The organism is Peribacillus sp. V2I11, assembly GCF_030817135.1.
GTDB lineage: Bacteria > Bacillota > Bacilli > Bacillales > DSM-1321 > Peribacillus > Peribacillus simplex.
The window spans coordinates 3,553,593-3,570,217 of record NZ_JAUSYW010000001.1; the positions used below are offsets into that span (position 1 = coordinate 3,553,593).

At 38.1% G+C, this 16,625-nt stretch carries 17 protein-coding genes and 1 pseudogene; 15 read left to right on the forward strand and 3 right to left on the reverse strand.

All coding sequences use genetic code 11. From position 1 onward, the window contains the following. Positions 1–6: 6 nt before the first annotated feature. The 12 genes from garD to QFZ73_RS17370 all read left to right on the forward strand — a co-directional run bounded on the left by garD (position 7) and on the right by QFZ73_RS17370 (position 11,005). Positions 7–1,542, forward strand: a complete 1,536-nt coding sequence (gene garD, locus QFZ73_RS17315; protein ID WP_307268646.1) for a galactarate dehydratase — start codon at positions 7–9, stop codon at positions 1,540–1,542. Positions 1,543–1,704: 162 nt separating this feature from the next. Then, entirely contained in the window at positions 1,705–2,157 is a 453-nt protein-coding gene (locus QFZ73_RS17320) for a GNAT family N-acetyltransferase (protein WP_307268649.1), read from the forward strand. Positions 2,158–2,279: 122 nt separating this feature from the next. After that, positions 2,280–2,603, forward strand: coding sequence for a hypothetical protein (locus QFZ73_RS17325; protein ID WP_251438117.1), 324 nt, complete (start codon positions 2,280–2,282; stop codon positions 2,601–2,603). A gap of 66 nt (positions 2,604–2,669) precedes the next feature. Beyond that, positions 2,670–3,140: a VOC family protein gene (locus QFZ73_RS17330; protein ID WP_307268653.1), complete on the forward strand. Its 471-nt coding sequence runs from the start codon at positions 2,670–2,672 to the stop codon at positions 3,138–3,140. A gap of 60 nt (positions 3,141–3,200) precedes the next feature. Next, the gene (locus QFZ73_RS17335; protein ID WP_307268658.1) at positions 3,201–3,650 is read left to right on the forward strand and encodes an ASCH domain-containing protein; all 450 of its coding nucleotides are present in this window, start codon (positions 3,201–3,203) and stop codon (positions 3,648–3,650) included. Between the two features lie 103 nt (positions 3,651–3,753). Next, positions 3,754–4,452 carry a polysaccharide deacetylase family protein gene (locus tag QFZ73_RS17340; protein WP_307268661.1) on the forward strand — a complete coding sequence of 233 codons (699 nt, stop codon included), beginning with the start codon at positions 3,754–3,756 and terminating at the stop codon, positions 4,450–4,452. Positions 4,453–4,622: 170 nt separating this feature from the next. Next, the gene (locus QFZ73_RS17345) at positions 4,623–4,808 is read left to right on the forward strand and encodes a hypothetical protein (protein ID WP_251438113.1); all 186 of its coding nucleotides are present in this window, start codon (positions 4,623–4,625) and stop codon (positions 4,806–4,808) included. Positions 4,809–4,989: 181 nt separating this feature from the next. Next, complete coding sequence (locus QFZ73_RS17350) at positions 4,990–8,025, forward strand: efflux RND transporter permease subunit (RefSeq protein ID WP_307268666.1); 3,036 nt, start codon at positions 4,990–4,992, stop codon at positions 8,023–8,025. A 259-nt stretch (positions 8,026–8,284) separates the two neighbouring features. After that, the gene (locus tag QFZ73_RS17355; protein ID WP_307268668.1) at positions 8,285–8,935 is read left to right on the forward strand and encodes a DsbA family oxidoreductase; all 651 of its coding nucleotides are present in this window, start codon (positions 8,285–8,287) and stop codon (positions 8,933–8,935) included. A 996-nt stretch (positions 8,936–9,931) separates the two neighbouring features. After that, positions 9,932–10,264 carry a flavodoxin domain-containing protein gene (locus QFZ73_RS17360; protein ID WP_307268672.1) on the forward strand — a complete coding sequence of 111 codons (333 nt, stop codon included), beginning with the start codon at positions 9,932–9,934 and terminating at the stop codon, positions 10,262–10,264. Continuing rightward, positions 10,257–10,406, forward strand: coding sequence for an FbpB family small basic protein (locus QFZ73_RS17365; RefSeq protein WP_095393069.1), 150 nt, complete (start codon positions 10,257–10,259; stop codon positions 10,404–10,406). The genes QFZ73_RS17360 and QFZ73_RS17365 overlap by 8 nt, the downstream gene beginning before the upstream one ends. Before the next feature lie 146 nt (positions 10,407–10,552). Next, complete coding sequence (locus QFZ73_RS17370; protein ID WP_307268677.1) at positions 10,553–11,005, forward strand: DinB family protein; 453 nt, start codon at positions 10,553–10,555, stop codon at positions 11,003–11,005. Between the two features lie 169 nt (positions 11,006–11,174). Here the strand turns inward: QFZ73_RS17370 and QFZ73_RS17375 are convergent, their stop codons facing one another. Next, positions 11,175–11,825, reverse strand: coding sequence for a DUF2238 domain-containing protein (locus QFZ73_RS17375; protein ID WP_373458948.1), 651 nt, complete (start codon positions 11,823–11,825; stop codon positions 11,175–11,177). 91 nt (positions 11,826–11,916) lie between these two features. Further along, positions 11,917–12,691: pseudogene (locus QFZ73_RS17380) on the reverse strand (alpha/beta fold hydrolase). Positions 12,692–12,963: 272 nt separating this feature from the next. Here QFZ73_RS17380 and QFZ73_RS17385 point away from each other — a divergent pair. Beyond that, positions 12,964–13,146 (forward strand): hypothetical protein, encoded by a 183-nt coding sequence (locus tag QFZ73_RS17385; protein WP_307268685.1) that lies wholly within the window; start codon positions 12,964–12,966, stop codon positions 13,144–13,146. 218 nt (positions 13,147–13,364) lie between these two features. Next, positions 13,365–13,925 (forward strand): peptidoglycan-binding domain-containing protein, encoded by a 561-nt coding sequence (locus QFZ73_RS17390; protein WP_251438105.1) that lies wholly within the window; start codon positions 13,365–13,367, stop codon positions 13,923–13,925. A gap of 542 nt (positions 13,926–14,467) precedes the next feature. Here the strand turns inward: QFZ73_RS17390 and QFZ73_RS17395 are convergent. Continuing rightward, on the reverse strand, positions 14,468–14,914 hold the full coding sequence (locus QFZ73_RS17395) for a hypothetical protein (RefSeq protein ID WP_307268689.1): 447 nt from the start codon (positions 14,912–14,914) through the stop codon (positions 14,468–14,470). A 227-nt stretch (positions 14,915–15,141) separates the two neighbouring features. Here QFZ73_RS17395 and QFZ73_RS17400 point away from each other — a divergent pair, with 227 nt between their 5' ends. Continuing rightward, positions 15,142–16,569, forward strand: coding sequence for a phospholipase D-like domain-containing protein (locus QFZ73_RS17400; RefSeq protein WP_307268692.1), 1,428 nt, complete (start codon positions 15,142–15,144; stop codon positions 16,567–16,569). The last annotated feature ends 56 nt before the right edge of the window (positions 16,570–16,625 follow it).

The following is a 16,625-nucleotide window of genomic DNA, read 5'->3' on the forward strand; positions in this document are numbered from 1 at the left end:
GGTAAAGTGGATACAAAAACGCAACTGACGGAGGTACCGCTTTATATTAAGGTAAATGGGATGGACAATGTCGCCATCGTGGTTAATACGGGGGGCTTGGATCAAGGAACCGTTTTCTCTTGCGGGCTTGAATTGAAAGAAAGAGTACCACAAGGTCACAAAGTGGCTTTAATGGATATAGCCGAGAATGAAGCCATCATACGCTATGGGGAAGTTATCGGTTATGCGGCTGAATCAATCAGTAAGGGCTGTTGGATTGACGAGTCATTGGTGATGCTGCCGGCATCTCCCGATTTAAAGGAATTACCGGTAGCAAATGATATACCTAAAACTTTGCCCCCACTTGAAGGATATACATTTCAAGGATTCCGCAATGAAGATGGCAGTGTTGGAACCAAGAATATATTAGGCATTACAACAAGCGTTCAATGTGTAGTAGGCGTGCTTGATTTCGTCGTGAACCGGATAAAAAAAGAGCTTCTCCCGAAGTATCCCAATGTTGATGATGTTGCCGCTATAAATCACAACTATGGGTGCGGAGTCGCAATCAATGCACCGGAAGCAATTATTCCCATTCGCACGATACAGAACCTTGCGAAACACCCGAATTTCGGCGGGGAAGCCTTGGTAGTTGGTTTGGGATGTGAAAAACTGTCTCCAATGAGAATAAATCCGAGCGGGGACGAGTCAGATATCATTTCACTTCAGGATCAGCAGGGATTTGCGGGAATGGTCCAATCGATTATGGAAATGGCCGAGCAACGTTTAATCAAGTTGAACCGCAGGCAGCGGGAGACATTTCCGGTTTCCGAATTAGTCATCGGTACGCAGTGCGGAGGAAGTGATGCATTCTCTGGTGTGACAGCTAACCCTGCAGTAGGATATGCTACAGATCTGTTAGTTAGAGCAGGGGCAACCGTTCTATTTTCTGAAGTCACGGAAGTACGGGATGCGATTCATCTATTGACGCCTCGAGCGGTGAATGAAGAAGTAGGGAGAGCTTTAATAAAGGAAATGGATTGGTATGATAACTACCTTGCTTTAGGTGATGCTGATCGAAGTGCCAATCCGTCGCCAGGAAACAAAAAAGGCGGATTGGCCAATGTAGTGGAAAAATCATTAGGCTCCATTGCAAAATCCGGAGGCAGCGCCATTTCAGGCGTACTGGCCCCAGGTGAAAAGGCTACGGAAAAAGGGCTGATTTTTGCAGCTACACCAGCTAGTGACTTTGTTTGCGGAACGTTACAGCTAGCTTCCGGTATGCACCTTCAAGTTTTTACAACTGGAAGAGGCACCCCTTATAACCTCGCAATGGCTTCCGTCATCAAAGTATCTACACGAAATACATTGACGGAGCAATGGAAAGATCTGATTGATATTAATGCTGGAACCATCGCTACTGGTGAAGCAACCATAGAGGAAGTTGGGTGGGAAATATTTCACCTTATTCTGGAAGTGGCCAGCGGTAAAAAGAAAACCTGGGCAGAGCATTGGGGTCTGCATAATGATTTGGCACTCTTCAATCCTGCGCCAATTACTTAATAATGATTTACTGGACGGACTTCCTTTTAATAGAGGAAGTCCGTCCTTTTTTTTTCCTCCAGAAAAGAGGACCGACGGACCATTAGCAGAAGTTATTAATGAACGATTGGTTTTCATCATGACGAAAAAGGTTGATACTAAGTAAATATCAGGAGGGATAGTATGGTCACATTCAGGAATGCGACAGCAAAAGACTTAAGGGAAATAGTACATATGCTTGCGGACGATGTATTGGGGAGGGAAAGGGAGCGCTATGAAAATCCCCTTCCCGAAAGCTATCTAAAAGCATTTGAATCCATTGATGCAGATGAGAATAATGAATTGATCGTAGCATGTCTTGGTGAGGAAATCGTTGGGGTGCAGCAAATCACGTTCACTCCATATATTACCCATCAAGGCGGTTGGAGAGCTACGATCGAAGGGGCTCGGACGGCATCTTCAGAACGGGGGAAAGGTATTGGAAGCAAGTTGATTCAATATGCGGTCGACCGTGCAAGGAAGCGGGGCTGCCATATCATTCAGCTGACGACCGATAAAAAGCGGGAAGAAACGCTGCGTTTTTATGAACGTTTAGGATTTAAAGCCACTCATGAGGGCATGAAAATGAAGCTTTAATTCACGGTCTTTTGTCTCCTTTTTTTGTGCATAACAATTCGTCTGGTATTATATGTTAAAATTATTTGTGAGATATTAATAGATATATATAGGATTTAAAAACTGCTGAAAGGGTGAGCTCGATGGAAAACGAAGCATGTATTCAGAAGAGGTACGGTGTAATTAGTTTTACTTCATTCATCATTGGAATCATTTGCTTTTTTACTGTATTTATTACACCTATTAGAATGGAAAATATCGGGAGCATGACTGGTGATTATATAACATTTTTCCTTACGATTGCCGGCATCGTCCTATCTGTCATAGGAATTTTGAAGAAAACGGAGAAAAAAGTGATTTCTATCATTTCTTTGGTTTTTTCCTCGTCATTCTTTATATTTTGGGTGATCGTCATCACTTTGTTGTTAACTGGGGAAATAGAATTGCCCCGTAGATCAATAAGATAAAGGGGTTGAATCAGGATGGTCATGAAGCTTCTTGGGAGATAGATCTGACTAAAAGGGGATTATTCAATGATAAGAGGTTTATACGAAGCACATTTACCGGTTAGTAATTTGAATCGTTCCATTGAATTTTATGAGGGGCTTGGTTTGGAATTGGATCATAAGGTTGAAGATAACCTGGCTTTTCTATGGATTGAAAAGGATAAAAGTTGGTTAGGGCTTTGGGAAACGGAAAAAGTGGAGGTTGAGTATCATCCCTCCCTACGGCATATCGCTTTTCAAGTATCATTGGAAGATTTAAAAAGTTCAGTCGAATGGCTTGAAGATAGGGGCTATGCGCCAAGGGAAGCTTTCGGATTTCTACCAGTTGAACCTTTCGTGATGCCTCACGGGGAATATGCCCACGCTAAAATTCACTTTAATGATCCAGACGGAAACAGTTTGGAGTTTATTAGTAAACTGGAAAACTCTAAAAAAATCACGAATCGTATGTATTTAAGTGAGTGGGAACATGAATACAGAAGTGAAAAAAACGAATGAAAGATGGGCGAAAATTTTAAGAATAATAATTATTTCAGAACCGAATTGGGGAATCATGGAATGAATGTCAAAGCGGAATTATATTGGAATGAATTTTGGCAGGGGAAAGACGAAGAAAAACCCCAGTCAGTCAGTGCATGGCAATTCGGGGCCGATCCCGATCATTTGGCTCAATTAGTGATGGATGGGATAAAAACGGCTACGTGCTCTGGGTATGTTTTTTATGAAGAAGAAAATGAACCATTACCATCCGCGGGTGATTACAGCATTATTTTAAGCAGTGAGGATGTGCCCTTAGCCATCATACAAACAGTGAAAGTCGAAGTATTGCCCATGAATGAAGTGAGTGAAGAGTTTGCGATTGCAGAAGGGGAAGGCGATGGAACCTATACATACTGGTGGGACGCACATGAAAAATTTTTTAAAGAAGAACTGGACAAAATCGGCCACACATTTAAAGAAGATATGCTGCTTGTGTGTGAGCGTTTTGAATTGATACATGTAAAGTGAATGTAGACGGTTCGATCGGAAGAGAGCAATAAGTTTTTTCGTTCAGTGATTTGCTATAATAGGTCATTGGATTAAAAAACTAACAGAAAGATAGGTACTTGCCATGAAAAAGAAATTGATATTCATTGGATTGGGAACCCTGGTTGTTTTCCTCCTATTGCTTGGTACATATAAATTAATGAATTCGAGAACATATCAGGTATTCGGAGGTTTAACGGATAATGTCGAGACGAATGAAAAAGTGGTCGCTTTGACATTTGATGATGGCCCATCGAAGAATGTAAATGAGATCCTTCCGTTATTGGATAAATACGATGTAAAAGCAACATTCTTCCTGATTGGTAACGAAATCGAAAAGTATCCAGAGGAGGCTGGGAAAATAGCGGAAGCAGGCCATCAGATTGGGAACCATACGTATTCCCACAGGCGAATGGTTTTTAAATCGCCCTCTTATATCAAGACGGAAATCGAGAAAACGGATAAATTAATTCAGAACACCGGATATAAGGGTGAAATTGACGTCCGGCCACCAAACGGGAAAAAAATTTTAGGGCTGCCTTATTATTTAAATGAAAATGATAGAGAGACCATTACCTGGAATCTGGAACCAGATAGCTATTACACTTCCGCTTCTGATAAAGTGAAGTATGTGAAGGATAATATAAAACCAGGTTCGATCATCCTGATGCATCCGATGTATGATGATACGGGTAAAGAACTTCAAGCGATTGAAGGGATCTTACAAGAGTTAACGAACGAAGGGTATACGTTTGTAACGGTCAATGAACTTCAAGAAATGTAGTTTCATTTATACCGTCCAAACCATATTCAAAGAAACGGGTTGCTGCGGCAACCCTTTTTTATTAGATATACAGAATAGTACAAAACATGGGCTGCATATTGTTTCTTAACGGATGCATCGTATGAATTTTTCCATAGTGTAAATATAGCTATTAAAATGGGGCTGGTTACTTGTATCGGAATAAAAATACCGCTCTGATCATCTTGTTGTGTTTCTTGTTATTCCTGTTTCTTGTCGTGCTCATTTTTCGCCACATCACGGTTTACTTTGTGTATAGCTCGGGCATCGGCCCGTTATTGCTTATCGGTACAATGGTCTTGGTTATCGTTATGCTTTTTTTCAAGGGATATAAATAATCGAGTTTGTTTCTTTGAGGCTGCTGCGCAGCCTTTTTTTTATGTGGAAAAAGTTCTTTGAATATAGAACATAAAAAAATATAAAAATCAATAAAAAATTAACACTCAAATAATAGTAATATATGGTAATATTTTAAATGGAATTATTTTCTATTAAATTATGTTCAGGGGTGATTAGTACGTGGAGTTTTTTACTAAGTGGTCGTTTAAGAACAAGGCTGCCGTTTCATTGGTGACCATATTTATTTTGTTGCTCGGAGTTGTCAGTTATTTTAAATTGCCGATGGAATTTTTACCATCTGCCGATAATCCGCAAGTCACGATTATCACAATGGGACAGGGCACCGATTCGAAAACGATGGAAGCACAAGTTACAGAACCGATTGAAAGAGCCGTTACGGGAGTTAAAGGAAAGAGTTCGATATACTCCACCACCGGAGATGGATTTTCAAAAGTAGATCTATTCTTTGAAGCCGGATCGGATATGAAACAAGCGAAACTTGATGTTCAAGAGGCTTTAGGCAGTGTAGCATTGCCACAAAGCATGGCAAAGCCTACTGTTACACAGTTAAATACATCAATGATTCCCATTTCATTTATATCTGTTACTTTTAAGGATGGATTAACAGCTGAAAATATAGACTTTACCAAGAAAGAATTGGAGCCTCTATATAAAGATATTAAAGGGGTTTCGGATGTACAGACATTTGGGGTTTCCCAATCCGTTCTTTCTGTCAAAGTGGATAATGAAGAGTTGGCTAAAAAGAAAGTCTCCATTCAAGATGTCATGGGCGTCCTTAACGGTCAGAATGCAGCTCTGGCCGTAGGCGAAAAAGTGATTGATGGGAAGGCAAGTAACATCAAGGTTGTCGGGGATTTAACAAGTATTGAAAAATTAAAAACGTTAAAGGTCACTCCAAATGTCACTCTTGGAGAGATAGCAAAAGTTGAAGAAGCGAAGGATGGCAACCTCATCAGTCGTTTTAACGGAGAGGAAAGCATTGATTTAAGCATTATCAAGGACAGTCAATCAAATGCTGTCACAATCAGTAAAGAGGTTGAAAAAGTAGCAAAAGAAATTAATGAAAAGTATAGCGACCAGAAATCGACCATTTATTTATCTACAGCTGATATGGTGGAGACTTCCGTTCAGACGATGGTAAAAGAAGTTCTGCTAGGTGCACTATTCGCTACGATTGTCATCATGGTCTTTTTACGGAATGTACGATCTACATTCATTACAATCGTATCCATACCGTTATCTCTTGGCTTTACGTTATTTCTGCTGTCATTGTCGGGAGTGACGCTGAATATTTTGACGCTGGGCGGTGTCGCTGTAGCGATTGGGCGCTTGGTGGACGATAGTATTGTTGTTATTGAAAATATTTTCCGGAAAATGCAGCAGGAGAAGATTTCAATCGAATTGGTGATGGATGCAACTAAAGAGGTGGGAGTGGCGATAACAGCTTCAACCCTTACTACTGTAGCCGTTTTCTTGCCGGTTGCTTTATTGAATGGAGGGCTTCAAGAGTTTCTTCTTCCTTTCGCTTTGACCGTCACTTATTCTTTGCTGGCTTCTTTAATTGTGGCATTGACGGTCGTTCCATTAATGAGTGCAGGATTGCTGAAAAGGACGCAGCTGCCAAAACATCGACCGGCCAAGCGTTTTACCAAGCTGGTTACTTGGTCACTAAACCACAAATGGGTTGTCTTGATTGTTGCTATGCTGTTGTTTGTCGGTTCCGTTGGTACATATTTTGCCATGCCAAAAGGGGCGATTGATAATTCTTCAGCAGACTATGTCTCCGTGACATTAACTTATCCAAATGATCAGCCTTATGAGGAAGTAAAGGAAAAAGCGATTGAACTCGAAGAGACGATGCAGGGTATGAGTGAAGTGGATAATATTTTCATGCAATTAGGAAACTCTGCCGAGATGGCACAATATGGCGAAGTCGCATCACCTACAGAAGCGATTTTTGGCATCCTGGTGAAGGATAAGGCAAATGTGGATACAATCCTGGGAAAAATGGAACAGGAACAAGAAAACTATCCTGATGCGAAGCTTACGGCCACAGCCTCTTCATTTATGATGGGGGCATCAAAGACGAACATTACGATAGATGTGATCGGCAGTAATGTTGAAGATTTGGAACAGACGGCCAATAAGGTCAAAGAAAGAATTCAGGATATTAAAGGAATTGAAGAAGTTACAACGAACCAAGATGAAAAGAAAACCATTTATTCATTCAAGGTAGATCCAGCTAAAGGCAATACAGAACAAATCGGTCAACAATTGGGTATCATGCTTAATAAAACGCCTATCGGCAATATAACTTTACAGGATAAGCAGACACCTGTCGTCCTTGAACCAATCTTAGATCCTAAAAAACCAGAGGATTTAAAAAGTATTCCGATCATGACAGAGGGCGGTCTAGCTCCGGTATCCAAGGTTGCTACATTAAAGAGCGAAGAGAGTGCAACGACGCAGTTCCATAAAGATGGAGAAACATATCTTCAATTAACGGCAACGGTCGATCCGACTAAGCTCTCCGATATTGCAAGCAAAATAAATCTTGAGATATTTGGAGATAAAGAGAACAAAGGCCTTGATATTCCGAATGATGTAGAAATTTTAGTTGGGGGAGCCAGTGCTCAGCAGACAGATGATTTTTCCGATTTGTTCCTTACGATGTTAATATCGATCGGTATTGTCTTTTTAATCATGGTTATAACATTTAAATCGATCAAAGCACCGATCGCCATTCTATTTTCCTTGCCATTTGCTGCTATTGGAGCGGTATTAGGATTGGTTATCAGTCAGATTCCAGTGGATATTACAGCACTGCTGGGTGCTCTCATGTTAATTGGAATTGTTGTGACAAACGCGATTGTGCTTCTGGATCGAGTCAAACAGAACGAAGAAAAAATGATTATCCGTGATGCGATCGTCGAAGCGACAGCTACAAGATTCCGTCCGATCATAATGACGGCTGTAGCAACGATTTGTGCCATGCTGCCACTTTTATATAAAAAAGCGGAAACAGGAAGCTTGGTTTCACAAAGTTTAGCGATCGTCGTCATTGGCGGGCTAGCTGTTTCTACACTGCTCACACTTATTGTCATTCCATGTATATATGAATTGCTGTACTATAAAAAATCGAAAAAACAGAGAAAGAAAAAGAGAGAACCCGTTAACGAACAAATCGAGATGTAATGGTGCTTAATAAAAGGTTTGTAGAGAAAGCGACGCTTTCTTTACAAACCTTTTTCTGTAAAATAGTACATGCTTTTATAGTTTTTTTAAAATAATGGTTGACTTTCCTTCTACCTGTAACTAAAATGATTACAGCAGGTGATGAAACAAGGCTGTATGGTTACTAAATGTAATGTTCTAATATTAATATTTTTTTGTTCTATGTTGTAACCATTTCGGTTACAAGTTGAGCTAATGATGAAAAGTGAGGGAATATATTATGACAGTGAAAATTAAAGCGTATTCTGATTTTATATGTCCATTTTGTTTTTTAGGTAAAGGTCCTTTGGACGAAATCGTGAAGGAAAGTGATGTAGAAGTGGAATGGATGCCATTTGAATTGCGTCCGAGTCCATATTCCAAAATTGATCCATGGAAAGAGCCCGATAAGTTGAATTCATGGGATTCTTACATTCTTCCTGCTGCGAAAAAGCTAGGGGTTGATATGCGTTTACCCCGTATTTCCCCGCATCCATATACACATTTGGCGTTCGAAGGGTGCCATTTTGCAAAGGAGCACGGAAAAGGGAACGAGTTCCACAACAGAGTATTTACAGCGTTTTTTCAAGAGGAACAAAATATTGAAGATATTGAAGTATTGACAAAATTAGCGGGTGAAGTTGAACTTCCTGTAGATGCTTTTAGAGAAGCGTTAGTGTCACGAAAGTATCGGGAAGTGCACCAACAAGCACTGAAACATGCCTATGAAGAAGCAGACATCAGGGCTGTTCCGACGTTTATTATTGGTGATGAAGTCATTCAAGGACTAGCCAGCAAAGAAAGGTTAGCGCAAGTCATTGAGAAGGAAGAAGCAAAAAATAAACGGAATGAATTTGATGGACTGCAATGTGATGGTAAGGGGAATTGCTAAAAGCTAAAAGCCTTTTAACTGTCAGGGAAATGCGGTAATAAACGGTAAGGCCATTTTAGATACTCCTTAAAATAAGACATGATTAATTATAGCGTACTTAAATATTACAGAAAAACCCCTTTTATCAAACAATAAATCCTTTAGTTTTACTGTTTAAAATAAAAGGGGTATTTTAATGTAATTCTAGTTGAATGGTAGTAACAATATTAGAATCATCAACCCATAAATAAACATTCTTACATTTATGCGTGAAATATCTAATGGCAATAGTATCTTTTAAATAATCTTCCAAAGTCCAATTGTATAATGAGAGAGAGATTATTGGCCCCTTTGATGTATTTTTTAAACAATCTAATACCTTATCGAACTCCATATCTTCGTATTTCTCTATAAATTCAGATATTATCTTGTGTGATTTTTGAGGTATTTCAAGATCAGAGAATTTATCCCCAATTCAAATGTCCAAAAAAAATATTCACTATTAACTCAATTCTTTTTACTGTTGGGTTATCAGGATGAAAATAGTGTTACTTCGTTATTTGTCGATAATAGAATTGTTAATTTAAATCCAATAATAAAAAATCTATATGGGACAATTAGCAAGACACAATATGAAAAAATACTGAAAATAAAAATAAAATAAAGCACTTTTCTCATTATAATAATCCCCTAAATAATTATTTTCCATAATAAATTCATATAGTTATGGATTTATTATAAAAACAAGAAAGATAGATATGAAATTGGAAGGTGTTTTTTTGTTTTGTTATATCTACCTATATAGTTATATTATATCATGAAATTTTATAAAAAATGGTCTTTTTTACCTAAATGTTTTGATGATCCCACTTAATTTACGAGATATTTATACTATAAACGAGACGGAGACGGACTGTTTAATATAATTAGCGGAGGTAAATAATTGACAATGAGAATCATTTTCATTTATAGTGAAATGTGTAATGAAAGTAATTCTCAATTAGGAAGGTGATATAGATGAAGGTATTCATTGGTTATGTCAGTTTATCCGGTAATACCGAGAAAATGGCTATAAACATAAAGAATAGAATGAAGGCTGTCGGCTGTGAAGTATATATGGAAAGATTGGATACTGTTGAAGTTGATGCTTTAAAGGATTTTGATTTGGCCTTTATTGGTTTATATACATGGAATCTTGAAGATTTACCGTACGAAGCAAACGAGTTTTATGAGGAAATTGACCAAGTGGACTTTGCTGGAGTGAAAGTCGCATTCTATGGTGCCGGAGACTTGACCCATTCGAAACCTTGCGAATTCAATCACTTGAGAGGTGAATTAAAAAATGTCTAGGAGAAGGAAATCTTATACTGAACTGCTAAAAGAAAACCGCGAACTTCTGTTGCATGACAAAATCGAAGTGGAACGCATCTATACAAAAATCGATCAAAAAGCTATCAATGAAAAAAAGGGAAGTAAGCAAGTACAATCATGACTGGTTAAAAATGAAAACCGAAATCCATTTTTGATTTCGGTTTTTTCTTTTGGTTTGTTATTGAATGCTGTTGATTGAAGAAGAAGGTATTTTCCGGTTGGTTGCCGAATAAAAATCCTTTAAGTAAAACTTAGGGGGAGTGCAACTTGAAAAATGTAATAGATGGAATCAATCATTGGATAGGTTTTATACCTGAAGAGTTCAGCCGGATGACAGAAAAAGAATTAAATCATCGACCAATGCCACACAAATGGTCCAAAAAAGAGATCTTAGGACATCTATGCGATTCTGCATTGAACAATATGAATAGGTTTATCAAGATTCAGTACGAAGAACAGCCATATGTTATACAAACATATAATCAAGACCAATGGGTACTAGTCCAGAATTATCAGGAGCGGCCAATGGATGAGATAGTTAACCTTTTTTGTACTTTAAATAAGCAAATCATATATATAATAACGAATACACCAAATGATAGATTATCTAATCTTTGTTATATAGGAAATAATCAACAAAAATCATTGGAGTGGCTAATAAAAGATTATCTAGAACATATGGAACATCATATTAACAATCAAATTCTAATTAAAAAATAGTGATCTATATAGATCACTATTTTTTATCGTTTTTCAGAGCAATTCTTTAAAGGAAGTGGAATAATTCGTATATCTTGTTAGAGATGATCTAGTAAAATTAGTACAAGGCTTCGAGAATCCTGATTGTAAATCCTTTAAGCCATTACAGTTATGCAGGTCGGACACATAATTACTTCTTTTTTTCTTCCCGATTTTTCACTTTTCGTAACAGTTTGTCATGAAGTTTGGACAAGGTGAACAATACAAGGATAGAGCCGATTAAGGTTAACGACATATCCCATTGTGCGTCCCAAATATCACCCTGTGTTCCTAAAAATTCCTTTGAAGCCTTTCCGCCTTTTGAAATGATGGCAGCTATCCATTCGATGATTTCATATAAGGCTCCAATGGCAAGCGCAAAACTTAATGTAACAGCAAATAACCAGGGTCCTTTTGTTAGAGGGGTTTTACGTATTACTATTTCTCTAATCACAATCGCAAATAAACCTTTTAGGAAATGTCCAAACCGATCATAGTGGTTTCGTTTTAAATCGTAATGATCTTTTATCCAATCAAATAGAGGAACTTTTGTGTACGTATAATGGGCACCGATGAACATGGTAATTGAAAGAGCGGCAATAATGAAATAAGATAATGTAGTGAGGCGGAATTTATTATATGCAGCAATTACAATAATCAGAAACACAACGGCAGGAAGTACTTCCATTGTCCATATCAAGTATCCTTCAGGCTTAATGACTGACCAAATAAAAACGGCAGTGACTAGCAATAGTAATATTAAATGAATCAGAATACTTTTATCTCTTCCCAATTTTTTCACTCCATAAATTTATGATGTGTACAATGGTAAAAAATGAAATTTCCTGCATGGCACTTGATGGATTGGTTTATTCGTTTTTAAATAGAAAGAATCAAACAGTTTGTGTATGGATAAAATGCTTAATACTTTCATTTAAAACTTTAGCCGCTTTTGTGGGAATCTGATGCTTTGCATGATCAATGAATTTTAATTCCGTACACGGCAATTTTTCATGTAATAAATTAGCATAATGAAAAAGTGGTTTATCTTTTTTACCGTAGATCAGTAAAATCGGCAGGTTGATTTTCTCTAGCTGATGGGTACAGTTATAATGCAAACTATAATAGTAATACTGCTCGATATTTCTGGCATCCCCTTTTAGGGCTTCATTTAAACATTTTGTTGAACAAATTTCCCGTATTTGAATTACTCCATGAAATGGATAACGCAAGAATTGGAACTGCGTCTTTATTTGCAAGTGATATTCCTAAAGAAATCTTTTGCTTTAAATATTTATCCCTCACTTCAGACATTCCACCTATTACAATGCCTCCTAGAGCCCTATCGGCACAACTCAGCAAATACTCCAATACGATAGAGCCGCCGGTTGAATATCCGCATATGATTGCTTTTTTAATTTTCAAATGATCCAACAGATGTTTGATATCTTCTATAATCAGGGGATAAGTTACTGGCAGTCTTGAATACTGACTTCTTCCGTGACCCCTAATATCAAAAGTGATAACTTTGAATTCTTGGGATAATTCCTCCATTTGGTATTGGAAATTCACACTAGTCAGTACTGGAGGATGAATAAAAACAATAGGAACCCCTTTTCCCTTAACAGAATAATACAAGCTAATACCGTCCACATCTAACATTGGCATGAATATTCACCTCAATAATCTTACATCATTTTTCTATCAATGAATGGCTATTGAATAAACAACTTGATGATAATCGTTTGGATTATAACTACATAAAAATAAAATTCCCATTCGAAGAGTGCTAATATCCCTCATAAAAGAATTTTCCCTTTAAAACATATTTTTATTACTAATTGTTTTAGAAACAAACATCTTGAATTTTTTGAGTTCTTTTGAACAAGATATAAGAGTTCAGGAAATGAACAAAAATATATAAAAATAAGGTGATGTAAATGAAGGCAAACATGGATAAAATTTTACCAGTTGTTGCTTCGGTCGGAGTGGGTATTGCCACTTATCAAATGTTGAGTGGAAATGGCAGAAAAATGAAAAATATGGTACCGCTTGCCACTAACTTGATGGGAATGGGAACTGGGATGCAAGGGCAGAATCAACAACAGTCAGAATATCAATAAAACAAAAAAATCCCCTTTAAGGGATTTTTTTGTTTTATTCAAGAATCGTGACTTCCATCATATGCTGACTTTTTGAAATCCAAACCATGAATACTATTTACCATTTTTTATAATTAAAGTAATAAAACACCAATAATAAAACTCCATACGTTATAATGAATGGGCTCCAAGGAAAGTGCAGAAACCTGCAGGAGTGATCATATGATGGGAGGTTATATGTGTTGAAGAAAAAATTATTGGTCATTATTCCAACAGTTGCCCTGATATTGGCCCCTCTGGGAATGGGAACTTCAATTACCCACGCAGCTTCAAAGGGCAGTCAAATCCAAAAAATCGAAACGAAGGCGGAAACGCGCCCGACCCTCAGGAAAGGCTCACGTTCGAGTTATGTAAGAGACTTACAGCAAAGCCTTAAAGATGTTAAATATAATGTAGGTGTTGATGGGATTTTCGGCACCCAAACACAAAATGTGGTAAGGGAGTTTCAAGTCGATCATAACTTGGCTTCAGATGGTATCGTCGGACCGCTGACATGGGCTGCTTTAGATGAAAATAAGGTGGAAAGAAAACAGTTCACGGAGAAAGATGCGATTGCGTTAGGTAAGAAGAAACTGGGTAACAACATCGTATTCAGCGGTGATGGCAGATTGCTGAAAGATGGCAAAGGAAAATCATATTACAAATATAAAGCAGCAAATAAAGATTGGATGGATCAAGGCGGAACAGGAACGATTGGGTGGTTCCACATTTATAAAGATGGCCGTGTAGTGGAACAATAAAGGGATAAATATGCAAAAAATGTTCTCACTTCATGTGGGATTTTTTTTATGTAAAGCAAGGATATAATAAGAAGACTAAATACATCTATTTTTGGCTATAAATAACAAGTAAATACAGATATAATAGTAAATGGACAGCAATTTGGTATAGTGGGCAGCGGTCACTCCTTTACAGAAAGGGGGTGTCGCTGGTGATTTCTATTATGGACGGACTGATGCTAATGATTTCATTCGCCTCTTTAATCGTCGCAGTAATCGCGGTTACATTAAAAAAGTAACCCCCTCCATACCATCCGGCCAGATGTATGTAGGAAAAGGGTTACTTTCATGATCGAGTAGCTACTGACTTACCACAGAAAGCCGCTGCTCTTTATGCAGTTTTGCTGTTCATTAAGACGCTGGTTTTAACCAGTGTCTTTTTTTTATGTGTTAGTTATCATTATTATATCCTCATTTTACCTATACATTCAACTAAAAAACATGGAAAGAGCATCGATTCGTTTCTTTACTTTCTTTCAGAACGAAGCTTTTGGTAAAATCAATTAGATTTTCGTTAAATTCCTGCCGGATTCCAGTTTGAATAATTTAATTCCTTTATAAGATACAATCATAGGAATCATACAAAGCAAGGCCATCGGCAAACAATAAAGAAGATAGAAATGCCCTCCGTTTTCCAGAAAGGGAATATAGGCTAAAGCAACAAAAAGTAAAGTGAAAAAAATGATCGTGAAAATCCCGAAAGATTGATGATAGAATGCATGAATTTCCCTTCTTCGTTCCTCTTGGTCGGGTGAAGTCTTTGCTGCTTTGTGCGTTCGAAGGAATAGGTACAAGGAGAACATTAGAAATAAAGCGGAAAATGGTAAAGCGATCGCAAATAATGAAACGTCAAGAATGGAAAGATAAAAGCTGAATAAAAAGAAAATTTCTGACACCCCTAATGCAAAACAATAATTGAAGATACTTATTCCATCAGGTTGTTTAAGCATGAAATCCCTCCTTCAATATCATATTATGCAACTGCTTTCATGTTCACCACTTTGTCACATTTAAAAGGGAAATAATTGCACCAAGTTCCACCCAGGATCAAGCAGATGGGTAAACGGCACCGCTCGCTAACCAGTCAGATTTATCAAGCTTGCAGATGTTGAATAGAGTCTTTGCATATTACGAATAGTATAAAATATCGCTTAAAAGGGGGGGGGGGGAGTGCTCAATGACTGTAAAAACGGCAATTAAAGGGGTTCTGCTCGTTCTTCTAATATATTTGCTTTATGTAGTGGTGACGGCTGTGGTTCTTTTCCCCAAAGTGGAAAAAGAAGAAGGTAGGCCGATTAATCAAGTAAGTGCATATATGGGAGAGAAGGAAGCCACCGTGGATCGTGTCCTTCTTCTCGAAGACGGTTATGAATCGGGACTCGCCCGAATGCGAATGATCCAGGAAGCCCAGCATTCAATCGATATTGCCTACTATGCCTTTGGAAAAGGCAAATCAACCGAACTTTTTCTTGGAGCCTTGATAGAAGCTGCTGACCGGGGTGTCAAAGTCCGAATCCTTTTGGATGGAATATCTCATGGACTCAGAGGTCAATTAAGCAGTGCCCGTTATGCATTGGCCTCTCATGAAAACATTGAGTTAAGATATTACGAAACCTTTAAGCCATTTAAGCCGTGGACCTGGCATAATCGCCTTCATGATAAGATCATCACTGCAGATGGAAAGTTAGGCATCATCGGAGGGAGAAATATTGCCGATAAGTATTTAGCAAGCAATCCGCCGAGGAATTTTGTCTATGACAGGGATGTGCTCATTTTCAATGCCAAAGAGGAGAAAGATAGTGTAATCGTTGAAATGAAGGACTATTTGAATGAATTATGGACTCATCCGTATACGAGCGATGTTTTTTCGGAGCTCTCGAAAAGGCAAACGGAAAAAGGAAAACGTGAAAGAGATGCATTAGCGAATCAATACAGCAAAGCTTTGCAAACTGAAACTGATTTCGTTAATCCAGTCGTAGATTGGAGCAATTCTACAACACCTACTAAAAAAGTTTCCTTCATTCATAATCCAATCGAGCGTTTCAATAAATACCCAATTGTGTGGAAATCTCTAGTTGACATAGCGGCTAACTCCAATCAATCGGTACTCATCCAAAGTCCCTATATTGTTCCTGCGGATGCCTTGAAGGAATATGTACCGAAGCAGATGGATTCAAAGGCTGATTGGACCATACTTACCAACTCGGTGGAATCAACCCCGAATGTGATCGCTTTTTCCGGTTACTTGGCGCTTAGGGATAGGATCGTTGAGACGGGCGCAAGGCTTTATGAATATGCAAAGCCTTATTCTTTGCATGGTAAATCAGTGGTCTATGATCAACGATTAAGTGCAGTGGGTTCTTACAATTTGGATTCTCGATCTGCCTTTTTAAATACAGAATCGATGGTGGTCATCGATAGTGAAAAATTTGCAGCCCAGTTGACAGGAGCCATCGAGTCGAAAATCTCAAATAGTACACTCGTTGCGGACAATAATAAATATATAGAACCACCTGAAGATCAGAAAAAGGAAGAGTCTTTTTTTAAAGCCACCTTTTTAAATGCCCTCTCGAAAGTTACGGTATATGTGAATAGGTTCATTTGAATGATGACGAAAAGACAGCAATCACGGTGATTGTTGTCTTTTTAATCTTTTGCGGA